This window comes from Rhodococcus oxybenzonivorans (assembly GCF_003130705.1).
Taxonomy (GTDB): Bacteria; Actinomycetota; Actinomycetes; order Mycobacteriales; family Mycobacteriaceae; genus Rhodococcus_F; species Rhodococcus_F oxybenzonivorans.
On sequence record NZ_CP021354.1, the window covers coordinates 714,901 to 737,883 of the forward strand.

Genomic DNA, 22,983 nt, shown 5'->3' on the forward strand with positions numbered 1-22,983 from the left:
CTCTAGAGAGGTGGCAGCGCTTTTTCACCCAGCCAGGTGTCCCAGAGGGTTCGTAGCGACTCATCGGTGTACCGCGCGGCGAGATCGGTGAACTGTTCCGCGCTGACGCTGGAGTGGCTGTGCGACCGGGTCCAGTGCTGCAGCAATGCGAAAAACCGTTCGTCACCCAGCCGAATTCGCAGAGCGTGGAGAGTGATTGCGCCGCGCTTGTAGATGCGGTCGTCGAACATCAACTGCGGCCCAGGATCCGCGACAACCAGATCCTGCGGTTTCCGGGACAGACCCTGGTGGGCCTGTAACGCGAGTTGATGCGCTGCGGGTCCGCCGGAATTCTCCGACCAGAGCCATTCGGCGTAACAGGCGAATCCTTCGTGCAGCCAGATGTCCCGCCATTGACGCAACGTGAGGCTGTTACCGAACCACTGGTGGGCGAGCTCGTGGGCCACCAGTCGTTCGAAGGCGCGGCTGCCCGTGCAGTGGTTGGCGCCGAAGATCGACAGTCCCTGCGCCTCGACCGGAATCTCCAGGTCGTCGTCGGTGACGACGACCGTGTAATCGGCAAACGGGTACGGGCCGAACAATCTGCCGAACACATCTATCATTTCGGGTTGGCGTCCGAAATCGACATCGAACGACGAGCGAAGTCGCGGCGGGTGCACGGCGAAGATCTTGACGCCTCCCGAATTCACTCGTCGTCGTTCGTACGGGCCGATCTGAATCGTGGCCAGATAGCTCGACATCGGCTCGGCCTGCTCGTACACCCACGTGGTCTGGCTGGCCCGGGTCTGCTTGCTCACCAACGCACCGTTGGCCACCGTGTAGTACGGCGAATCGGTGGTGATGGACATACGGTAGCTGGCCTTCGAGCTCGGGTGATCGTCACACGGAAACCAGGATGCCGCGCCATTCGGCTGACTGGCGACGAGACTGCCCTCGGTCAGTTCCTCCCAGCCGACCTCGCCCCACATGCTGCGGATCGGCTTCGGGGAACCGCCGTATTGCACCGTGAATACCAGTGCACCGCCCGCCGGGATCTTCTGCGCAGGGGTGACGACGAGCTTGCCGTTCCGATGAACCCATTTGGTGTTCCGTGCGCCGTTGGCAGCAACCTTGGTGACGTGAAGGTCGGACGCCAGGTCGAGCGCGAACCGGGACCGCGCCTCGGTGGTGACAGCGGTGATCGTGGCCTTCCCGGTAAGCCGGTTGCTGTGGACCTTGTAGGTGAGGTCGAGTTCGTACCGTGACACCCGATAGCCTCGGTTGCCGTTCTGAGGGAGATACGGGTCGAGGGGTTCGTCGAGCTCTTTACCGGGCTTCACGTCGCCGCCCACGGTGCGATGGGGTTGCCCTGCCACCTGGTAGAGGGCGGAACGGTGTCGCCGCGCATGACCAGTGACGCAGGTCCGACCGTGGCGCCTGCACCGATTCCGGCGGCGGGCAGCGCGACGCAGTGCGGGCCGAGGGTGGCGCCGGCTCCCAACGTGACGGTGTCCATGGACATGATCCGATCATGGAACAGGTGAGTCTGCACGACGCACCCCCGTTCCACGGTGGCGCCGTCGCCGAGGGTCACCAGATCGGCTTCGGGGAGCCAATAGGTTTCACACCACACACCCTTGCCGATGGTCGCGCCGAGGCCGCGCAGCCACATGTTGAGTACGGCGGTGCCCGTGGCGGCGCGCGCGAACCACGGTGCGGCGACGGTCTCGACGAACGCGTCCGACACCTCGTTTCGCCAGACGAATGAACTCCACAGGGGATGCTCGACCTTTCCGATGCGCCCCACCACCAGCCACTTGGCGGCTACGGATATCGATCCGGCCACGGCGCCTGCGCCGAGGAGGACCACGCCACTGGCCAGGGCGGCCAGCCAGAAGCCGATCAGGTCTGCCATCACCTCGAGCGTGAACAGCACCCCGAGCCCTATTCCGAACGTCACCATCACTGGGATCAAACGGCACGTCTCCACGATCGCCCGGGCGACCTTCAGCCGGAACGGCGGATGGAAAGTGCGTGCGGCGTCGGTGTCGCCCGGGGCCCTGCGCAGGCGGACTGGTGGGCTTCCCAGCCAAGAAGAACCGGACTTGGCCTTGGAGGGCGCCGCCGACAGCACCGCGACGAGCCCGTTCTTGGGCACCCGTCGTCCCGGGCCGGTCATTCCGGAGTTGCCGAGGAACGCCCGCTTGCCGATTTTTGCGTCCTCGATGTGCATCCAACCGCCGCCGAGCTCGTAACTCGCGACCATCGTGTCGTCGGCCAGGAACGCGCCGTCCGCGACCGTGGTGAACTTCGGCAGCAGCAGCACTGTCGAGGCTTCGACATTCTTGCCGATCCGGGCGCCCAGCAACCGCAGCCAGCCGGGTGTCAACAGGCTCGCGTACAAGGGAAACAGGAACGTCCGGGCTGAATCCATGAGCCGCTCGGTGGCCCACACCTGCCATCCGGTGCGACTGCGGACCGGGTGGTACCCCTCTCGCAACCGGATCGACAACAGCCGAACGGCGATCACGGTGAGAACGGCGAACACCGCAAGGCTGAGAACAGTGGCGATCGGGAGAACGATCAGCGACTGCCGTACGGCGGATCCGATCGTCCCGGCATCGCGGATCCGCCAGCCGATCAGGGCGATGCCGGACAGAAGGGCGAAGATCGGGAGTCCGGCAATCAGCATCGACGTGACCCCGAACACAGGCACCCAGTACGACGCGCGTCGCGGGGTTTCTTCGGGCCACGGGTGTGCGGCCTTACCGACCTTGACGGCGGGTGAACCCGCCCAATGCTGACCCGCCTTGACCCGTCCGAACACCGCCGACCCGGCCTCGATCTCCGCGCCTCGTCCGATGCGGGCGCCGGGCAGCAACGTGGACCGGGCACCGACGGTGGCCCCTGGACCGATCTTGATCTCGCCGATGTGCACGACGTCACCGTCCACCCAGTGACCGGACAGATCCACTTCCGGCTCTACCGAACAGCCGTCACCGAGTTCGAGCATGCCGGTGACGGGTGGAAGTGTGTGCAGGTCGACGCCCTTCCCGACGGTGGCGCCCAAGGCCCGGGCGTAATAAAGCATCCACGGTGCGCCCGACAGGTTGGCCGCGCCGCTGGCCTCGGTGAGTCTCAGTGCCACCCACAGCCGGAGGTGTTCACTGCCCCCGCGGGGATACGTGCCCGGCTCGAGCCTCCGGAGAAGGATCCGCGAGCCGATCACCGAGATCGCCATCCGGCCCACCGGGCTGATGAACACGACGAATGCGGCCAGGACCCACCACCACGAGACGGTGGGCGCCCACGACGCGTCCGCGACGTACGCGAAGACGTTGTTGGCGATGGCAAGCCAGGTGACCCACTGCAGACCGGTGAGGGTAGTGAGCGGAACGGTGGCCGCGATCTGCAGCAGTTGGCTGCGACGCGGAGTGGGGGTGACGAGACGGGGTTCTACGGCATCGATGGGTGCGAGTTCGTCGAGATAATCCGCCAGCGAGCCGAGCCGCGGATGGTCGTAGAGTTGCGCCACGGTGACTTCGGGGAACCGCTCTCGTAGCGCAGTGACCAGCTGGGCGGCCGCGAGGGAACCGCCGCCAAGCTCGAAGAAGTCGTCGGCAGGGCCAGTAATCTGCGCGCCGAGAATCGACGTCCACAGCTCCGCCACCCACGCCGATGTGCCGTCGAGTCCGAGGTCCTCCGCCGAGTCGTCGATTCCGGGCGGCGGCCAGGGCAGTGCATTTCGGTCTACTTTGCCGGACGTGCGAGTGGGAAGCTCGCCGACCAGAACCAGCCGGGGCACCAGCGCGGCCGGTAGTTGCTCGGCGAGCGTCGCGTGGGCTGCTTTCAGATCGAAGTCGGGATCCGTGCTGGCGAGATAGCCGACGAGAATCTGATGACCGGCGCCGGTCCTGCGTACGGCCGCGGCTGCACCGCCGACTCCCGGAAGATTCTGGAGGGCATTGTCGACCTCGCCCAGTTCGATACGCCGGCCACCGAGTTTCACCTGATCGTCGGCGCGTCCCTGGAACAGCAGTCCGCGCCGATCCAGGCGGACGAGATCACCGCTGCGATAGGCGCGATCCCATCCGAGGGTCGGCATGGGCGCGTACTTCTCCGCATCCTTCGCAGGGTCGAGATAGCGGGCCAGACCGACACCACCGATCACCAGTTCGCCCACCTCGCCCTCGGACACCGGCTCCCCGGAGCCGTCGACTACCGCGAGATCCCAGCCGTCCAAGGGAAGGCCGATGCTGACAGGGCTCCGTCCGTCCATCAGCGCACCGCACGCGACGACCGTGGCCTCGGTGGGCCCGTACGTGTTCCAGACTTCTCGTCCGTCGACGGCCAGGCGCTCCGCAAGTTCGGGTGGGCATGCCTCGCCCCCGAAGATGAGGAGACGGACCGCCTCGAGCGCCTCCGCCGGCCACAGCGATGCGAGCGTCGGCACCGTCGACACGATGCTGACGTCTCGGGCCACCAGCCAAGGACCGAGGTCCATACCGCTGCGCACGAGCGATCGCGGTGCGGGAACCAGGCAGGCTCCGTGTCGCCACGCCAGCCACATCTCCTCACAGGACGCGTCGAATGCCACCGACAATCCGGCGAGTACCCGGTCGCCGGGCCCGATGGGTTCGTCCTGCAGGAACATTCGTGCCTCGGCATCCACGAATGCCGCGGCATTGAGATGACTGACCGCGACGCCCTTCGGTGTGCCGGTAGATCCGGAGGTGAAGATGATCCACGCGTCGTCGTCGACCCTCGGTGGGCGGGCGGCCGGAAGCTCCGACCGCTCGGAGGCGGTTCCCGGCGTGATGCCGGCGCCCGTCACCACACAGCGCACCCGAGCCTCGCCGAACACGAGGGCGGCGCGCTCCTCGGGATCGTCCGCGTCGACGGGAACGTACGCGGCGCCGATCGCCAGCGTCGACAAAATGGTGACATACAGAGCGCACGACCCCGAAGGCATACGGATGCCGACCCGGTCGCCTGCCCCGACTCCGGACTCGGCCAATTGCTCCGCGCCGCGGCCGATTTCCTCGAGCAGTTCCCGGTAGGTCAACGACGTCGTGCCGTCGTCGATCGCTGCGGCGTCGGGATACTCGTCTGCGGTGGCGTACAGAACGTCGAGGAGGGTGCGCGGCGCCGGTGCGAACTCGCGGCGAAGGAATTCCTGGGGTATGCGGAGCGAGCGATCCGAATCCGTCGGTGACTGGAGAGACAAACCAGGATTCCTTCTCTGAGCGGGCGGTTGATGCGTACTGCTCGTTATCTCACGATCAAGTAGCCAGTTGGTGAACAGTGGGTGCTCGCTGTCGGGCGCCCGTGGTCATTCTTCACCCCGGCGATTTCCGGCGAATGTCGGGCGGGCGGCGAATGAAGCAGTCCCAGATTTCCTTCGTGGAAGCTGAGGTGAGCCGCGAGCCGTGAGGAACCCCGTCAGGCCGGAAGCAGCGGACATCACTATTCCGCCAGGTAGTGATTACGGTCACCGTGCGCAACAGAACGTGTGCGCTGACCTGCGGGTTTCGTCATCAGTCGGCCATGCAGCGACGCGCGCTGCCCGCTCTGGCGCCCAGGGCCCGACGCGGGGTTTGCACAGCCGAAGCCTTCCGGCTAGTTATATATGTGACTGCTCGTCCCACATAAAAATACCTCCCGGAGTGCCCTGTGACTGCCATTATCGAGACAGCCTGCGCCGAGCATGTGCAGCACAAGAGCGCGAGCGTTGCCAAGCGATGACCTCCGCACTCGTCAAGTGGCAGCTGGCCGGGCTGATTCTCATCGCCCTGGCCGGTCTGGTGTACGTCGGCGCCCAGTATGTGCGTCTCGACAATCTTCTCGGGTTCGGCGAATACACCGTCAGCGTCGAGCTCGCGAATTCCGGGGGGATTTTCAGCAATGCCGAGGTCACGTACCGGGGAGTTCCCGTAGGCCGCGTGGGTGAGATGTCGCTGACCTCGGACGGTGTCGATGTCGAGTTGAAGATCGACAAGAGCGCGCCTGCCATCCCTGCGTCCGCGAAGGCCGTCGTGGCCAACAGGTCGGCGATCGGCGAGCAATACGTCGACCTCCAGCCCGACACCGATCGTGGGCCGTTTCTCGAAGATGGATCCGTAATCACAGTGGGCAGCACGGCAACTCCCGTCCCGGTCGAGGAACTGCTCGCCGGAACAAAAGAATTGGCCGACTCGGTCCCGGTCGATGCGCTGCGTACGGTCGTGACCGAACTCGGGGTGGCGTTCAACGGTAGAGGCGAGGACATTCAAGTCCTCGCGGATGCGCTGGCGGGACTGTCGCAGTCGGGCTCCGAGTCGCTCGACGAGACACTGGCGCTGCTGCGCGACGGCCGGCCTGTGCTGGCGACGCAGTCCGAACAGTCCTCGGCCATCGAGCAATTCAGCACCGACCTCGACGCTCTCGCAGTACAGCTGCGCGCATCCGACCCCGACGTGCGGGCCCTGATCGAGAACGGAACGGCGGCCAGTGATGAAGTGGGCGCGCTCGTCAGCGAATCCGGAGGGGCGGTGACCAGGAACCTCACCAACCTCGGCATGACCGTCGGGACGCTCTCGGTTCAGGCGGACGCCCTTCGCACCCTGTTCGTATACTTGCCGGGAATTGCCGCGGCATCCTCCACCATCGCCCCCGGAGACGGCACCGTGCACCTGGGATTGGTGGGCGAGGTGAACAACCCACCTCCGTGCACGGTCGGTTACGAGGGCACGCAGGCGATACTCGAGGAAATGAAGCGCCAGGATCCCGACTTCGACGACACCCAGCAGGACTTTCCTCAGAACACGTCGGCGAACTGCGAAACGCCGCAGGGAAGCGTGACCGGTGTGCGAAGCGCCAACCGGATCGTTCTCGGTGACCCCGCAACGGTCCAGCCGTGGGATTCCAAGCCGAAGAAGGACCCGAATCGTTTGAACCTCAACCCGATTGCGACTCAGCTCGCACCACTTCTGGGGGTGAGCCCGAGATAGTGGGTTGACAACTTCGCGTCGATCCTGCAATCTTCGAATCAGGTCACGAGTACCAGCGTCAAGCCCCGGCTAGCTGGTCGGCAACCCTCCACCGCGGTGGGGTGCTCCGGGTGACGACCAGGCTGAGGTTCATACCGGACCCGGCAAGCGCGGACTCCGAGGGCTATCCCTGTGACGAGTCCCCTGAGTACGAGGGATGTCGTGATGACTGCTGTATTGACCGCTGATGTGTGCGTAGCCCCCCTTGCCCCGGTTTCGGGCCCCGACCTGCGGGTTCCGCTGGTGCAGGGAGGTGACTGCACTTACGTCAACTTCGACTACGCGGCAAGCGCACCCGCACTGGCGCAGGTGACTGATCGAATCAGTGCGTTGCTGCCGACGTACTCGAGCGTGCACCGCGGGGCCGGGTACGCATCCCGGGTGTCGACCGCGTGCTACGAGAAGGCGCGCGTCTCGGTTGCACAGTTCGTGGCAGCTTGTGACGACCAGGTGGTGGTATTCACCCGGAACACCACCGATTCCCTCAACCTGTTGGCGGGGTGCGTTCCTGGCAGTACGGTGGTGCTCGACATCGAGCACCACGCTAATCTGTTGCCCTGGAGGAACTCCCGTGTTGTCCGGGCAGCTGACACCCTCGCTGAAACCGTTCGGTTGCTCGTGGCGGAATTGTGCTCGAAGCCCACTGCCCTTCTCGCTGTCACCGGTGCATCCAATGTCACCGGTGAGGTGCTGCCCATCGCGGTTCTGGCGGATGTCGCGCACCGTTGCGGTGCAAGGATTCTCGTCGATGGGGCGCAACTCGCGCCGCACAGGCGTATCGATCTGGAGGCATGGGGCGTCGACTACCTGGCGTTCTCCGGGCACAAGTTGTACGCACCCTTCGGGTCGGGCGTGCTGGTAGGAAAGCGTGACTGGCTCGATGCGGCGGAACCGTACCTCGCCGGTGGTGGGGCGGTGCGCAACGTGACCGTCGAATCCACCGAGTGGGCACCGGCTCCGGCCCGGCACGAGGCCGGCACTCCCAACGTCCTCGGCGCCGCAGCCCTCGCTGCGGCATGCGACGCGCTGGCCGAGTTGGACTTCGGCAGGGTCGCCGAGCACGAAGCGGCGTTGACGTCCCGACTTCTGTCCGGCCTCGCAGATGTGGACGGTGTGGAATTTTTGCGGCTGTGGTCGGACGCGCCGGACACCGTGGGAATCGTGGCGTTCACGATCGACGGGTACGAGCCCGGGGAGATCGCCGCCTACCTGTCTGCCGAGCACGGAATCGGAGTGCGTGACGGGCGGTTCTGCGCGCACCCGCTGCTGACGCGACTCGGCCGGCCAGACGGAGCAGTTCGGGTCAGCCTCGGTCTCGGCAGTTCCTCCGCTGATGTGGATCGGCTGGTGGACGCGGTCGCCGCATTGGTGGCCGGTCGTCGCAGCTGGGGCTATGCCAAGACCGACGGTCAGTGGAATCCAGTGCCGGAGACCCGTTTTTCGCACGACGCGCTACTATGAGCGCATGGCATCGCAGGCTGGGAGCGCAATGATTGCTCACTGGTGCCGTCGGCACGTCGATCTGTGCCGAACCGCCTCGGGTATGTGTTCGAGCTGACCGTTCTTTTCGGCTCCTGACATCGGCACACACATTCTCCGAGGAAATCCCACATGTCTTCAGGCAACGTTTTGTCCTCCCGTACCCTCCGCGTCGCCGTCGAGCTGACCGGATCGGGGCACCATCCGGCAGCCATCGGGGCCGCAGGCACGCGGCCCATCAGCGGTGCGGACTACTGGGTGGAGCTCACCGCTGATTCGGTGGACCCGCTCGACCTGACCTCCTTCCCGCCCGACGTGGTCCGGATTCGCGCCACCGATCTGCGGGGAGCGCAGCAGGAGCGCTCCCGGGTGCGCGCCGAAACTCTCGCCGCGGGGCGCGATCCCGACAGCGTCACAGTGCTGGTCGATCTCGAGGTGCTCATCGCCGCGGAAGCTCGCACAGCGCGCAAGGAGCTGGCACTCCTCGACAGCGCACTGGAAAGCCCACGAACCCCCGAGTCGCTGCAGTACGTCGGGACTCCGGTGGGGCTCGCCGGGCTGATCGCCGACATCCAGGCTGCCGGGGTGGCCGACGGTGTGACCCTGCTACCGCTGACTCTGCCCAGGGTGCTCGAGCAGCTGGTCGACGGCACATTGCCGTGGTTGGAGCAGCGCGGGCTCGTCACGTCCGCGGAAGCTGTCGACGAGGCCTTGCGGCGTTTCGACCTTCCGCGCCGACAGCGTGTACTCGCTTCCTGAGGTTTCGACGCGCAGTCGCATACGACGCCGTGGGCCGGGAATCTCAGGATTCCGGGCCCACGGCGTCGTGCGATGTCAGTTGTCGAGCGGGGTCGGCCGGTAGTACCGCCCCTCGTGATACAGAAGGGGTGCGGCGGCGGACTCGTCGTCGTCCTCGGCGTGAACCCGCGTGACCAGCCCGATGACCAGCGTGTGATCACCGACCGGAATCAACTGGTCCACGGTGACCCGGAGCCAGCTCGGGGTCCCGTGCAGCACCGGCTCACCGGTGTCGAGCCGAGCCCAGAGCGACCGGTCCGCGAATCGTTGATCGGCGCTGCGTGCGAATCGCTGCGCCAGATGCTGCTGATGTTCGCCGAGCAGGTGGATCACCAGGGAATCGGCGGAATGCAGCGCGCCGATGCTGGACGAGGAATGCGCGATGTTGAACGACACCAGCGGCGGATTCAGGGAGACGGACGCAAAGGACGTGGCCGTGAACCCCACCGGCCCGGCCTCGGAATCGAGCGTCACGATAGTGACTCCCGCCGGATGACGCCGCAGCGCGGCGCGGTAGTCCTCGGCGCTGATCCCGGTAGCAAGTTCGGCCTCGGCCTCGCCGCCCGCGGCGCGGACGGAATCGGTGTTCTTCGCCATGATGGCGTCAACTATAGGCGGGTGGCCGATCGTGAGAATCAGTCGACGTCGATGGCGAGGCCCGCGGTAATGCGCACCAGCTCGGAGAAAGACGTGCGGAACACGGTGTCGGGGTGTCCGGCGGCGGCCCACAACTCCGAATGCTTGGCCAGTGCGTTGTCCACGTAGGTCGGCAGGTTCGTGGGGTGCCCGAGCGGGGCGATGCCGCCGATCGGCTGTCCGGTGGCGATCCGCACCATCTCGAGCGGTGCCCGCGTCAGGTTTCCCTGCAGTCGTTTGCCGGTGTTCGCGAGGTCGACCTCGTGTGCCCCCGACACCAGGAGCAGGATCGGGTCGTCGTCCAGAAGGAACACCAACGACTTGGTGATGGCCCCGATGTCCACACCCAAAGCCTTCGCTGCCTCGTCGGCGGTGTGAACGGATTCCGGCTGGGTGACGATGACCCCGTGGTGTCCTCGCGCGATCAGAGTTTCGGCGACATGCGCGGCGTGGGGGTGCAGGGGCGTCGGCATGAACCAAGAGTAGGGCCATAACTCCGGAACGACACGAGGACGCGTCGTCCGAGACGACATCGACACGGGGCGTGGTCTATTCCGGCCTGGAAACCCGGCGGGCGGTGAAGCCGAAGAGCAACGCAAGTCCGAGCAGGGCGTAGAGCGCCAGAGTCAGCGCAGGCGCACCCGCACCCACATCGTCGAAGTAAACGATGCTGCGGACCCCCTCCGTCCCCGCACCCGGGGTGATCCACCGTCCGATCGCCGCGTAGAAGGTGGGGATGACGTTGGAACCGAAAGCACCGCCCGCACTCGGGTTGCCGAGGATCACGAACACGGCGATGGCGAGCGGCACGGCAAGGACTCCGATCGCCGCCCGCAGTCCCAACGTGAACACGGCTGTCCCGAAGACGACCCCGGTACCGAGGAGCCAGAGGGGAAACCAGTGGCCGGCGAAGGTGCCCAGCACGTGCGTGGTGATCAGTGCACCCAGAGCGCCGGAGATCACGGCGTATCCGAAGAGAACGCCGACGTGTGCCGCCGCCTGCCGCAGCGACGTAGGTGCTCCGATGAACAGCCCGATCGCGGCCGCAAGGAGGTAGCCGCCGACCACCCAGCCGACCGACAGGTAGAAGCCGGACAGTCCGCGATTGTCGTGGACGCCCACCGGGATCTCGTCACGAACCGTGAACTGCCGTCCCTGCGCGTTGTCGACCTGTGTGAACACCGACTCGAGGGCAGAGGAGATAGAACTTCCACCGGCGCTCGCCGTGATCAGCGTGTCCGCACCGACTGGTTCGATCACGTAGGCGCCCTGAATCTCGCGGGCATGCAAGAGCCGCCGCGCCTGCGCCGTGTCGGACACGATGCGCGCGTCGAGCGGGCGTCCGTCGATCCCATTGAGCCGGTCGGCGACCTGTTGGTCGACGCCGGGCGGCAGTCCGGGTGCGGCCACGACCGCAATCTCGATACCGCGGGGAGTGGGCTGATGGAATGCGGCCACATAGCTGAGGATGAAACCGAGCTGCAGCACGAGAACACCGAGAACGAGTGCCACCATGACCTTCGGTGTGCCGTACCTGGACGCGGGGCCGTCCGGGTGTTGCGGCGAGAAAGGGGCGTGTTCGGTCTCGGTCGTGGTCATCAGTAATCCTCGTCCTTGTCGATACCTCGGGTATTCAATACCGTAGGTATCGTGTCCGAACATGGTCAACACGACAGTCGTCACACCGAGTGGACGCCGACGACGCGTCCGGGACGTGATGTCGTGCGGCAACGACTGCTCGACGCGGCGGCGGACGAGTTCGCGGAACGGGGCTTCAACGCCGCGCGTCTCACCGAGGTTGCGCGGCGCGCGGGATTTACCAAGGGTGCCGTTTACTCGAACTTCGAGTCGAAACAGGACCTGTTCGCCGAACTTTTCGCCCAGCGTTCACTCGAACTCGCCGGCCGTGTCCTCGCCGAAATAGCGGGGCTGAATCCGTCGGCCGCAGTCGGGAAAGGCGGCGAGGCGATCGCTTCGTGGATGATGCGCGAGCCGGGGTGGTCGTTGTTGGTGCTCGAGTTCGGCGTACTCGCTGCACGGGATCCACAGATCGCGCAGGCCTACCTTCGCGAACGACGACACCTACGGTCGCGGCTCGTCGAGCTGATCGGTGAGCGTGCCCGCGAATGGGGAGTCGAAGACACCCTCGACGTGCGAACCACGGCCATTTCTCTGATGGCACTGATCTCGGGCTTGGTGCTCGAGCACTCGGTCGATCCCGAAGAGGTGGATCAGACGACGATGGGAGCGGCCGTCACAGCGCTGTTCGCTGGTGCTGTCGCAGGCGCCGGCCGGGCTTGACCCCTCATGCGATGCGCGCGACGGCGTCGTCGAGGAACGCGTCGATGTGTGCCCAGGTGGTCGTGCGCGCAGTCGGTCCGGCCACCAGGCCCAGGTGACTACCGGGAGCCGACTCGTACCGCGCCGACGGCGATCCCGTCAGCACTTCGGTAGCGGCCCGGACAGAGGCGACGGGGGCGATGACGTCCTCGGTGCCGCCGATCGCGAGCACCGGAACGCTGATGTCCGCCAGTGACAACGGCCCGTTCCGCGTCTCGAACTTGCCTGCGACGAGGGCGTTCCCGAGGATCAACTGCGTGCAGACCTGCTGGAAGAATCGTGCGGGGTAACCCGGCATATCTGCCATGAACCGGTCGATGGACTCCATGCGGGCGAGGGTCTCCGTGTCGTGCAGATTGCGCGCGATGAACCATGGCTTGGTGAGTTCCCGCTGCAGTGCGGTGAATCGATAACTCGCCTGGACGAGTGGCGCCGGAAGGCCGCCCATCATCCCGGTCACGGCGGTGAGCGGCCGGTCTCCGGTGAAACGGCCCACGGTCCGCAACGGCGCGATCATCGAGACGGCGCGGTAGTCGATCGGTGTTCCGATCGCGGTGACCGAACCGATGGGAAGGTCGCCGCGGCCAGCGGCCGTCAACAACGACAGGGTTCCGCCGAGGCTCCATCCGATCAGGTCGACGGGAGCTTCGTCGTGGAAACGGGACACCTGCTCGAGTGCGGTGGGGATGATGTCTTCGATCCAGTCCTCGAACCCGAGGCCGCGGTCGGCGTAGCCCATCGACCCGTAGTCCAGGAGGTACGTCGCCTTGCCGGAGTCGACGAGGTGCGCGGCCAGGCTCTGTCCCGGCCGGAGGTCGAAGCACTGCGCGGGCGCGGCCAACGGGGGGACGAGAAGGACGGGGCGGTCGTCGCTGATCGAGTTGCCGTCGAAGCGGTAGAGGTCTCGATGGGGACCTTCCGCGATCAAGGTCGAGGGTGTGCGCTCCACCGGCGCGATACCACCACCGAAGGACAGTCGCCACGCGTTGCGGGTGAGCGTGTCGAGGGTGGGGGTCCAGGCGATGTCGAGCACGGGGGTCCTCTCGTGGTGATGCCGATCCGAGATCAGATAACTGTGACGACAACATACAGTTAGTTCGACTTCTCGCGGACATCGACCGTCGCGCTTCGGAGCGATGGTTACCCTTGAGTAATGACCGAATCGAAGACCTGGAACGCGTTCACCGTCGAGCGGAAGGACCGCGTCGCGCGGGTGACACTCATCGGGCCCGGGAAGGGCAACGCGATGGGCCCCGATTTCTGGAGTGAACTCCCCGAAATCTTCGGTGAGCTGGACGCCGACCCGGAGGTGCGCGCCGTCGTCATCGCCGGTTCGGGCAAGCACTTCTCCTTCGGCCTCGACCTACCGGCCATGAGCGGGAGCTTCGGAGCCGTCCTGGCGGACAAAGCCCAAGCCGGCCCACGGACGGCCTTCCACGACACGATCAAGCGCATGCAGTCCGGCATCAACGCGGTGGCCGACTGCCGCAAGCCTGTTATCGCTGCAGTTCACGGCTGGTGCATCGGCGGCGGCGTCGATCTGATCTCGGCGGCCGACATCCGCTACGCCAGCGCTGACGCGCGGTTCAGCATCCGCGAAGTGAAGGTCGCGATCGTCGCAGACATGGGTAGCTTCGCCAGGCTTCCCGCGATCATCGGTGACGGACACTTGCGCGAACTCGCACTCACCGGCAAGGACATCGATTCGGCACGCGCCGAGAAGATCGGATTGATTAACGACGTGTACGAGGACGCGGACGCCGTGCTCGCGGCGGCGCACGCCACCGCCACCGAAATCGCGGCGAACCCACCGCTGGTGGTGCAGGGGATCAAGGACGTTCTCGACCACTCCCGCTCGGCCGCGGTCAACGACAGCCTGCGTTACGTCGCCGCCTGGAACGCAGCCTTCCTCCCATCGCAGGACCTGACCGAGGCGATCACCGCCGTCTTCGAGAAGCGGGAGCCCGAGTTCACGGGCGAATAGCCCGTTCGCTGACACAGCCGCACCCTCCGGGGTGCGGCTGTTGCGTTCACAGACACTTATCCGCAGGTAAAGCCCAGTTCATCAGTTGCCCGGAACCTCGCCGCGCTCGCATACTTGCGGACTACAAGTAAACGACAGCGCAGCGAGGAAACAGTGTCGAATTCGGTCGAAACGCCGGTGGCCTACACCCACCGGCAGATCTTGGCTGTACTCAGTGGGTTGATGCTCGGCATGTTCCTGGCCGCGCTCGACCAGACGATCGTGGCGACGGCGATCCGGACCATCGCCGACGACCTCGACGGGTATTCACTGCAGGCGTGGGCGACCACCGCGTACCTCGTCACCGCAACCCTGGCGACGCCGCTCTACGGCAAACTGTCCGACATCTACGGCCGCAAGCCGTTCTTCATGTTCGCGATCACGGTGTTCGTGATCGGCTCGGTCCTGTGCACGTTCTCGACGTCGATGTACATGCTCGCCGCCTTCCGTGCAGTTCAGGGACTCGGCGCCGGCGGTCTGTTCTCGTTGGCGCTCACCATCATCGGCGACATCGTCTCCCCGCGTGAACGGGCCAAGTACCAGGGCTACTTCCTGGCCGTGTTCGGCACGTCCAGCGTCCTCGGACCGGTCCTCGGCGGGGTGTTCGCCGGACAGGACGAGCTCCTCGGAATCGACGGCTGGCGTTGGGTTTTCCTCGTCAACGTGCCGGTGGGACTCGTCGCGCTCACCGTCGTATCCCGGGTGCTGCACCTGCCGCGGCGACCGAGCGGAAGCCGACGGATCGACTGGTGGGGTGCGATCGCTCTCGCGGTGGGTGTGGTGCCGTTGCTCGTGGTCGCCGAACAGGGGCGCAGCTGGGGATGGGACAGCTCGAAGTCGTTGGCGTGCTACGTCATCGGCGTCACCGGAGTGCTGGCCTTCGTGCTCGTGGAGCTGGCGATGAAGGACGACGCCCTCATCCCGATGCGCTTCTTCCGCAACAGCACGTTCGCGCTCGGCGTCGTGATCAGTCTCGTCGTGGGCGCCGTCATGTTCGGCGGCATCACCCTCCTACCTCAGTATCTCCAGGTGGTGAAGGGCTCGAGCCCGACCCTCGCCGGTTTCCAGATCCTCCCGATGGTCCTCGGTCTGATGGCCGGATCGGTGGTCAGCGGTCAAATGATCTCGCGGACCGGCCGGTACCGGTATTTCCCGATCCTGGGTACCGCCCTGATCGCGGTAGGCGCGTTCCTTCTGCACACGCTGGCCGCCGACACCCCGATGCCCGTCGTGATGGCATTCATGCTGATTCTGGGACTCGGTCTAGGAAACCTGATGCAGCCGCTCACCCTGGCCATTCAGAACGCGCTACCCCCACAGGACATGGGGGTGTCGACCGGAGCGGCCACGTTCTTTCGGCAGATCGGCGGCACCGCCGGCGTCGCGATCTTCCTGTCGATCCTCTTCTCCCGCCTCACCCCGGCCATCGGCGAACGAGTGACCGCCGCAGCCGGCACACCCGACTTCCGTCGAGCCGTCGCCGCGGCCGCGCAGAGCAACGACCCCGCCGAGGCCGCCATGGGCCAGGGAATGCTCAGCCCCGACCACGCCGGCGTGAGCGGCGTCCTCACGGACAGTTCGGTGATCGGAAAACTCGACGAAGTTCTGGCCCTGCCCTTCCGGGAGGGATTCGCCGACGCCATCGGATCCGTCTTCCTCAGCGTGTCGATGCTCGCCGTCGTCGCCTTCGTCCTCACCGTCCTGTGGAAGGAAGTACCGCTCCGCAGCGAGTCCGGACTTCAGGCAGCGGCGCGGGGCGAAGCGGAGGTGTGAGACGACAACGGCGCCCACCCCGCAGGGGATGGGCGCCGTGCGTTGGTCGGATCGGTCAGTGCCCGCCGGTGTCCTTCAGACGCTTGAACGACGCCTCGACCTCGGCCTTGGCCTCGGACAGCCCCACCCAGTCGGCGGCCTCGACGTGCTTGCCGGGCTCGAGGTCCTTGTAGTGGACGAAGAAGTGCTTGATGGCGTCCAGCTCGAACTGGGGAACGTCGCCGATGTCCTGAATGTGATCCCAGCGCGGGTCACCCGCGGGCACGCACAGCACCTTGTCGTCGCCGCCGGCCTCGTCGACCATCTTGAACATACCGACCGGGCGCGCCTCGACGATCACGCCGGGGAACACCGACTCAGGAAGCAGCACAAGCGCGTCCAGCGGGTCGCCGTCCTCGCCGAGCGTGTTCTCGATGAAGCCGTAGTCGGCCGGATAGCCGAATGCCGTGTAGAGGTAACGGTCCAGCTTTACGCGACCGGTCTCGTGGTCGACCTCGTACTTGTTTCGCTGACCCTTGGGGATCTCGATGGTGACGTCGAACTCCACGCCGATTCCTCGCTGTCGTGTCGGTGATGATTCCGGGGAAGGATATCGGGTCGAGGATAAGGTTGGTGTGCTGACCACCCACGAGATGCAAGTGAAGAACACGGAGGCGCGTTGCCGGGCCAGGGAAAGAAGAAGATGGGCTCGTTAGCGGGACGTCACCGTCTGAACATGCGGATGCTCCTCGCAGCGGTAGTCGTGGCGGTGCTCGCCGTGGCCGCCGTCCTCGTGATCGCCGTCAGCACGCAAGGCGCCTCGGCGAGCCGCGGCGAGCTGACTATCGCGCCGGTCCCTGCGCCGATCACCGCGGCGCCGCAGGTCACACCCGTTCCGGACGACGCGCCGTTGCCGACGCCGCGGGGAATCGCCGCGGCACTCGGCCCGGCGTCCGCCGACCCGGCGCTCGGAAAGTTCAGCGGCACGGTGGCCGATGCCGTCACCGGGCAGGTGTTGTGGAGCGTCGCCCCGCAGACGCCGATGACGCCCGCCTCCACCACCAAGGTGTTGACGGCGGCGGCGGCGCTGCTGTCGTTGCCGTCCGATCACCGGGTGACCACCAAGGTTGTTCAGGGCGCGAAGCCCGGAGAAATCGTGCTCGTCGCAGGGGGTGACCCCACGATCACCGCGAAACCGGTGGGCGAGAACGGCTATTACCCCGGCGCGGCGCATCTGTCCCAGTTGGTGGATCAGATCCGGGCGGCGGGCGTCGCCGCCACCGACATCGTGGTCGACACCGGCGTCTATACGGGCGGGACCATGGCGCAGGGCTGGTTCCCGGCTGATGTCGGCGCCGGCTTCATCACCCCCACCGAACCGCTCATGATCGACGGCGGGCGGGCAGATCCTCTGGTGGACGAGTCGCCGCGAACCACCACGCCGGCGCTGGACGCCGGGCGGGCGCTGGCAAGCGCGCTCGGGGTGAGCCCGTCCGCGGTCACGACCGGTGTCGCGGCACCGGGTGCGGCCACCATCGCTTCCGTGGACTCTGCGCCGCTTCGTGACCGGTTGCGGCAAATGATGGAACACTCGGACAATGTGCTTGCCGAAGCGATCGGGCGGGAGGTTGCCATGAATGCCGGCGCAGACGCTTCGTTCGCGGGAGCCGTCGCCACTATCGGCCAGAAGCTGTTCGAGGCCGGATTCGACATGTCGGGCCTCACGCTGCACGACGCCAGCGGGTTGTCCGTCGACAACCGCATCGCACCCCAACTGCTCGACCAGGTTCTGACCGCTGCCGCGGGAGACGGCACGCCCGCGCTGCGGCCCATGCTCGACTACTTGCCCGTGGCCGGAGCGACGGGAAGTCTCTCGGACCGCTACGCGTCGGGCAACCGCACCGGTGCCGGGTGGGTGCGCGCGAAAACCGGCACGCTGTCCACTGCGAGCGCGCTCGCCGGGTACGTCGTTGACCAGAACGGCCGGGTGCTGACCTTCGCGCTGATGTCCAACGACCGGCCCCCGGAGATCAGTCGCCCCGCTCTCGACGCACTGGCGGCCGCCCTCCGCACGTGCGGGTGCCAGTGATGGCCCCCGACACGAATGCGTTCAGTGGAGTCGTCGACTGGAAACTCGCTGCCCGGACGGGGGTGAAGCTGGCCCGGAGCGGTCCGGCCACCTCGCGGTACACGGCCGAGGCCGTCGTCGCGGAGTTGGCCGACGCGTCCATGCGCGCGGAACTGCCGGTTCGGGAAGTGACCGGCCTGGCTGACGGACTGCCCGTACCGACGGCCCAGATCCTCGACCGGGCGGGGTGGATTCACGCCGCTGCCCATTCGATGTCGCAGCTCACCGGCGGCGACTCCGCACCCGGACTCCTCCTGGGAAAGCCGGCCGGTATCCAGGCCGGTGCCATGCTCGCCTACCTGTCCTCGGCGATCCTCGGCCAGTACGACCCCTTCACCGGGGACAACGGAACCCTACTGCTGGTGGCGCCGAACGTGGTGACAGTCGAGCGGGCACTGCGCGTGAACCCGAGCGACTTCCGGTTGTGGGTGTGCCTGCACGAGGTGACCCATCGGGTCCAGTTCTCGTCCTCGCCCTGGCTGACGCAGTACATGCAGGATGCGGTCGACACTCTGGGAACCTCCGACGACGAGTCGGTGGCCGATGTCGTCGGACGGCTGTCGGCCGCGGTGCGTGACCGCGGGCGCCCGGACCCGGATGCGTCCGGTGCCCCCGGTGGAATCGTCGGACTGCTGCGCGCCACCCAGGCCGAACCGCAACGCGAGGCCCTCGACCGTCTCCTGGTTCTCGGCACCCTCCTCGAGGGGCACGCCGATCACGTGATGGACGCGGTCGGGCCGGCCGTGGTCCCGTCGGTCACCACGATCCGCGCTGCATTCGACAACCGGCGCCGCCGCAAGAGCAACCCGGTGCAGCGTCTGATCCGGGCGCTGCTCGGGATGGACGCGAAGATGGCGCAATACGTCCGCGGCAAGGCGTTCGTCGACACCGTCGTCGGCGAAGTCGGCATGGACCGATTCAACGTGATCTGGACCGGCCCCGACACCCTGCCCCGGCTGGCCGAGATCGATCGCCCGGCCGACTGGGTGTCGCGGGTACTGGGCTGAGACTCGCAGTGCTGCTTCCCGAGGAGCCGGCGATTCTGGAGGTGCGCCACGCAGTGCGACGCTGGCTCGTACAGCACTGTCCCGGCGGTGTGGTCGCGGTGGCGCTGTCCGGTGGTGCCGACTCACTGGCATTGACGGCCGCAGCGGCGGCGGAAGCGCGCACGGTCCGCGCCCTGGTGGTCGATCACCGGCTGCAGACCGGTTCCGCCGACGTGGCACAGGAAGCAGCCGCCCGCGCCCGCGCACTCGGGTGCGTGTCCGCCGAGGTGCTGGGCGTCGACGTGACCGGTTCCGGCGGACTCGAGGCGGCCGCCCGGGACGCCCGCTACCGTGCTCTCGACTCGGCCCGTCGGAGCGATCCGGTGTTGCTGGGCCACACCCTGGACGATCAGGCCGAGACCGTGCTGCTGGGCCTGGCCAGAGGATCGGGCGGCCGATCCATCTGGGGAATGAGCGCCTACGACAGCCCGTGGGGACGCCCACTGCTCGGCGTCCGACGAGCTGTCACCCACCAGGCGTGCAGCGAACTCGGACTCCTCCCGCACGAGGACCCGCACAACGCATCCCCGGACTTCACCAGGGTCCGCTTGCGCACGGAGGTACTGCCGCTGCTCGAGGACGTCCTCGGCGGCGGTGTCGCGGGTGCGCTCGCCCGCACCGGCGAGCAGTTGCGCGAAGAGGGCGCCGTCCTCGATTCGGCCGCGGACACGGTCGGTGCGCGTGCCGTGGTCGACGGAGAGCTCGACGTCGCAGCCCTGGCGGATGTCGCACCGCCGATACGCCGGCGGGTGTTGCGGACGTGGCTTCTCGCGGCGGGCGCGCGGGCGCTCGGTGACAAACAGTTACGGGCCGTCGACGACCTCGTCGTGCAGTGGCGTGGGCAGGGTCCGGTCGCAGTCGGCGGCGGGACACCGGACGCCAGGTTGGTGGTCTGCCGACGACGTGGCAGGCTGAACGTCGGATTGGACGACCGACGAAGGGTTTGACCGCGTGTACGAAGGCGACATCGCATCGGTACTGATCTCCGAAGACGAGATTCGTCGACGCACCGTCGAGCTGGCCGAGGAAATCGCGAAGCGATACCCGGAGGGAACCCCTGAAGGGGATTTACTCCTGGTCGGTGTCCTGAAGGGCGCCATCTTCTTCATGACCGACTTTGCGCGGGCACTGCCCATCCCCACGCAGATGGAATTCATGGCCGTCAGCTCCTACGGATCGTCGACATCGTCCTCGGGCGTCGTCCGCATCCTCAAGGATCTCGACAAGGACATCGCCGGTCGGCACGTGCTCATCGTCGAGGACATCATCGACTCCGGGCTGACGCTGTCCTGGCTGATGCGTAACCTGTCGAGCCGCAATCCGGCATCGCTCGAGGTGGTCACGTTGCTCCGCAAGCCTGATGCCATCAAGGTCGACGTCAACGTCGCGAATGTCGGCTTCGACATCCCCAACGAGTTCGTGGTCGGATACGGACTCGACTACGCCGAGCGGTACCGCGACCTGCCCTATATCGGAACTCTCGAGCCTTCCGTCTACGGCGGCTGAGCAGCCGCTAGCGCACGGACTCGTGGGACACGACGGGTTCGAGTGCCCGCAGGTCCTCCTCCAGTTGGCGGAACAGCCAGTAGACACCGACGAACGCGACGATCCCGCCGAGGCACAGAATGCGGACCGCGATGATCACCAGAGTGATCTCGTCAGGCGACAGGAAGGTCACGCCGGCCACACCGGCGAGCGGAACCGACGCGGCCACCGCGAGATACAGGGTGCTGCGTCGATCCAAGCCCCGAAGTTTCTGCGCATCGGCACTACTGGCGATGTCCTGCGGTAGCAGGCTGGGATAGATGCAGCGCACCGCGAAGAAGGCGACGACGAAGAACGGGTACGCCACCGACACCGCGCCGCACACGATCAGTGACGCGATGAAGTGGACGTATGCGCCCGGCGGAACGCCCCCGGCCGCCAGCTGCAGGGAAATCGGATAAGCGACCCCCGCGACGAACCACAACCCGAACACGACCAGCACGACGCGGTCGCCGAGCAGGAGGGTGTCGGTGCGCGCGCGGGTGAGAGTGTGCCGGTCGTACGTGCGCCCCTTGCGCAGCCCGCGCGGCACCAATAGGGGATAGCGGCACCAGTACAGCAGCAGGATCGCGCCCAGCGGAAACGCAATCGAGTTGATCACCAGCTGTATCTGCTCGAAGGAACGCTGCACCTCCGGAGTCAGCGCACTGATGATCAGCATCTTGTTGTGGTGATAGTTGTAGATTCCGGCCAGAGCGTTCGGCGCCGCGATACCGACAACGAGGATCGGCAGGGCCCAGCGGCGCAACCGCATGCGCCAACTGTGTGGCGGCGGGTCGACGAGGTCGCGGGCGCGCGGATTGAGGCAGAGGTCGAACTGCTTGGCCAGCTCCGCTCCGCTCGACCAGCGCCCTTCGGGCTTCGGCGACAGGCAGGTCAGCAACACGCGTCGCAACGATGCGGGGCAGTCGTAGGGCAGGTGGTCGAGGAACTCGGGATCGATGGCGCGACTGCGGTGATCGAGCATCGCCTCGAGCCCGACCAGCGACTCACTCGACACGTCCTCGTCGGGGAAGGGGCGTCGCCCGCACATCAACTCCCACAGCATTACACCCAGCGCGAAGATGTCGCTGCGGGTGTCCAGATCGGCCGCGGTGCCCGGCATGCCGCGATGACACGCTTCGAGCTGCTCGGGCGACATGTAGGCGAGGGATCCACCGAAGTAGGCCAGCGGTGACGCTCCCGAGACGGAGTCGCTGAAACTGATGTTGAAGTCGGCAAGCTTGGGCACACCCTCGGCCGTGAGCAGGATGTTGGCCGGTTTGATGTCGCGGTGCAGAACCCCACGTTTGCCGGCGTAGTCGAGGGCGTCCGCCAGCCGCCTGCCCAGCCACGCGATCGTTTCCGGCCAGGTCAACGACGCTATCTCCGCCCGGACACTCGAATCGGTGGGTCGAATCTCACCCTTCTCCCGCATTTCCTCGTCCACTACCTCGAGCAGGAGGCTGCCGTTCCGCTCGCGTTCGGGTGTGACGCGGACGCGCCGCAGCACCCGCAGCAGCGTCCCACCCGGTAGGTACTGCATATAGAGCAGGCGGAGCTTGCGGTCCTCGAGTAGTCGCTGATCGAACACCCGCACGATGTAGTCGTGGTCGAGTTGCGCGAGAGTTTGCGGTTCGTTGCCGTGATCGTGCGAGATCTTCACCGCAACGAGGCGTTGCATCGAACGCTGCCGGGCCAGGAACACCCGGCCGAACGCGCCGCTGCCCAAACCCATCAGCAGATCGAAGTCGTCGACCTGCTGGCCGACCTCGACATCGTCGAGGGTCTCTCGGGTCGGCGGTCTGGTGATCAGGGTGTCGACGGGAACGGCGGTGACAGTGCGACTACCCTCGCTCGGCCGCTCGGCGCCCAGTGTCGGAGCAGCAGCCGTTCGCTCACCGTCAATCGTCGGAGCAGCCGCCGTTCGCTCACCGCCCAGCTGTCCAGAAACGGTTCGCTCACCGCCGAGCTGTGCAGACATGGTTCGCTCACCGCTCACTGGCGACGGGCCGGCCGCGACCGTCGCTTCACTGCTCTCGTGGTCGGAGTTCTGGACTCCGACGGTCTCTTCGGCAGAGGTTGATTCAGCGGCTGATCTGTCTCTGCCCGACCCGTTTCCTCTGGTCATAGCGCTTCGAGGTTCTACTGGGCGGGTGTAGCGAGCCCCGTCCTGGGACAAGCGAATGGTAACCCCGCGGACCTACCGTATCCAGCGCGAATAGTCGAAATGATCGAGTCGCTGAAACC

At 66.4% G+C, this 22,983-nt stretch carries 18 protein-coding genes and 1 riboswitch; of the genes, 10 read left to right on the forward strand and 8 right to left on the reverse strand.

The window, feature by feature from the left end:
* Positions 1 to 2 precede the first annotated feature (2 nt).
* Both CBI38_RS03535 and CBI38_RS03540 read right to left on the reverse strand, forming a co-directional pair.
* Entirely contained in the window at positions 3 to 1,331 is a 1,329-nt protein-coding gene (locus CBI38_RS03535; RefSeq protein ID WP_418328309.1) for a M1 family metallopeptidase, read from the reverse strand.
* A complete protein-coding gene (locus tag CBI38_RS03540; protein ID WP_109326404.1) occupies positions 1,316 to 5,206 on the reverse strand; it encodes a Pls/PosA family non-ribosomal peptide synthetase in 3,891 nt (1,296 codons plus the stop codon). The genes CBI38_RS03535 and CBI38_RS03540 overlap by 16 nt, the downstream gene beginning before the upstream one ends.
* A gap of 514 nt (positions 5,207 to 5,720) precedes the next feature.
* Between CBI38_RS03540 and CBI38_RS03545 the strand changes: the two genes are divergently transcribed.
* From CBI38_RS03545 to CBI38_RS03555, 3 genes are all read left to right on the forward strand, one after another.
* A complete protein-coding gene (locus tag CBI38_RS03545; RefSeq protein WP_109326405.1) occupies positions 5,721 to 6,968 on the forward strand; it encodes an MCE family protein in 1,248 nt (415 codons plus the stop codon).
* 41 nt (positions 6,969 to 7,009) lie between these two features.
* A riboswitch (SAM riboswitch) is annotated at positions 7,010 to 7,124 on the forward strand.
* A 48-nt stretch (positions 7,125 to 7,172) separates the two neighbouring features.
* Positions 7,173 to 8,468, forward strand: coding sequence for an aminotransferase class V-fold PLP-dependent enzyme (locus CBI38_RS03550; RefSeq protein ID WP_109326406.1), 1,296 nt, complete (start codon positions 7,173 to 7,175; stop codon positions 8,466 to 8,468).
* A 150-nt stretch (positions 8,469 to 8,618) separates the two neighbouring features.
* On the forward strand, positions 8,619 to 9,245 hold the full coding sequence (locus tag CBI38_RS03555; protein ID WP_109326408.1) for an LLM class oxidoreductase: 627 nt from the start codon (positions 8,619 to 8,621) through the stop codon (positions 9,243 to 9,245).
* A gap of 75 nt (positions 9,246 to 9,320) precedes the next feature.
* Here the strand turns inward: CBI38_RS03555 and CBI38_RS03560 are convergent, their stop codons facing one another.
* The 3 genes from CBI38_RS03560 to CBI38_RS03570 form a co-directional block, all read right to left on the reverse strand.
* Positions 9,321 to 9,881 (reverse strand): flavin reductase family protein, encoded by a 561-nt coding sequence (locus tag CBI38_RS03560; RefSeq protein WP_109326417.1) that lies wholly within the window; start codon positions 9,879 to 9,881, stop codon positions 9,321 to 9,323.
* A 38-nt stretch (positions 9,882 to 9,919) separates the two neighbouring features.
* Complete coding sequence (locus tag CBI38_RS03565) at positions 9,920 to 10,393, reverse strand: YbaK/EbsC family protein (RefSeq protein WP_109326418.1); 474 nt, start codon at positions 10,391 to 10,393, stop codon at positions 9,920 to 9,922.
* A gap of 76 nt (positions 10,394 to 10,469) precedes the next feature.
* Positions 10,470 to 11,519: a hypothetical protein gene (locus CBI38_RS03570; RefSeq protein ID WP_109326419.1), complete on the reverse strand. Its 1,050-nt coding sequence runs from the start codon at positions 11,517 to 11,519 to the stop codon at positions 10,470 to 10,472.
* 123 nt (positions 11,520 to 11,642) lie between these two features.
* Between CBI38_RS03570 and CBI38_RS03575 the strand changes: the two genes are divergently transcribed.
* A complete protein-coding gene (locus CBI38_RS03575; protein ID WP_109326420.1) occupies positions 11,643 to 12,221 on the forward strand; it encodes a TetR/AcrR family transcriptional regulator in 579 nt (192 codons plus the stop codon).
* Between the two features lie 4 nt (positions 12,222 to 12,225).
* Here CBI38_RS03575 and CBI38_RS03580 read toward each other — a convergent pair whose 3' ends face one another.
* Positions 12,226 to 13,293: an alpha/beta fold hydrolase gene (locus CBI38_RS03580; protein ID WP_109326424.1), complete on the reverse strand. Its 1,068-nt coding sequence runs from the start codon at positions 13,291 to 13,293 to the stop codon at positions 12,226 to 12,228.
* Positions 13,294 to 13,413: 120 nt separating this feature from the next.
* On the opposite strand from CBI38_RS03580, the gene CBI38_RS03585 reads away from it, so the two are divergent.
* Complete coding sequence (locus CBI38_RS03585) at positions 13,414 to 14,244, forward strand: crotonase/enoyl-CoA hydratase family protein (RefSeq protein ID WP_109326425.1); 831 nt, start codon at positions 13,414 to 13,416, stop codon at positions 14,242 to 14,244.
* Between the two features lie 114 nt (positions 14,245 to 14,358).
* On the forward strand, positions 14,359 to 16,056 hold the full coding sequence (locus CBI38_RS03590; RefSeq protein WP_109326426.1) for an MDR family MFS transporter: 1,698 nt from the start codon (positions 14,359 to 14,361) through the stop codon (positions 16,054 to 16,056).
* Between the two features lie 55 nt (positions 16,057 to 16,111).
* On the opposite strand, the gene CBI38_RS03595 is transcribed toward CBI38_RS03590, so the two are convergent.
* Positions 16,112 to 16,603 (reverse strand): inorganic diphosphatase, encoded by a 492-nt coding sequence (locus CBI38_RS03595; RefSeq protein ID WP_109326430.1) that lies wholly within the window; start codon positions 16,601 to 16,603, stop codon positions 16,112 to 16,114.
* A 135-nt stretch (positions 16,604 to 16,738) separates the two neighbouring features.
* Here CBI38_RS03595 and dacB point away from each other — a divergent pair, with 135 nt between their 5' ends.
* Genes dacB through hpt form a run of 4 tightly spaced genes read left to right on the forward strand, consistent with a single transcriptional unit; the run spans position 16,739 to position 20,715 of the window.
* Positions 16,739 to 18,124, forward strand: coding sequence for a D-alanyl-D-alanine carboxypeptidase/D-alanyl-D-alanine endopeptidase (dacB, locus tag CBI38_RS03600; RefSeq protein WP_109326439.1), 1,386 nt, complete (start codon positions 16,739 to 16,741; stop codon positions 18,122 to 18,124).
* Entirely contained in the window at positions 18,124 to 19,170 is a 1,047-nt protein-coding gene (locus CBI38_RS03605; RefSeq protein WP_109326447.1) for a zinc-dependent metalloprotease, read from the forward strand. The genes dacB and CBI38_RS03605 overlap by 1 nt, the downstream gene beginning before the upstream one ends.
* Before the next feature lie 8 nt (positions 19,171 to 19,178).
* Entirely contained in the window at positions 19,179 to 20,156 is a 978-nt protein-coding gene (gene tilS, locus CBI38_RS03610) for a tRNA lysidine(34) synthetase TilS (protein ID WP_109326448.1), read from the forward strand.
* Positions 20,157 to 20,160: 4 nt separating this feature from the next.
* The gene (gene hpt, locus CBI38_RS03615) at positions 20,161 to 20,715 is read left to right on the forward strand and encodes a hypoxanthine phosphoribosyltransferase (RefSeq protein WP_109326452.1); all 555 of its coding nucleotides are present in this window, start codon (positions 20,161 to 20,163) and stop codon (positions 20,713 to 20,715) included.
* A 7-nt stretch (positions 20,716 to 20,722) separates the two neighbouring features.
* Here the strand turns inward: hpt and CBI38_RS03620 are convergent, their stop codons facing one another.
* Entirely contained in the window at positions 20,723 to 22,864 is a 2,142-nt protein-coding gene (locus CBI38_RS03620; RefSeq protein WP_109326453.1) for a serine/threonine-protein kinase, read from the reverse strand.
* Positions 22,865 to 22,983 lie beyond the last annotated feature (119 nt).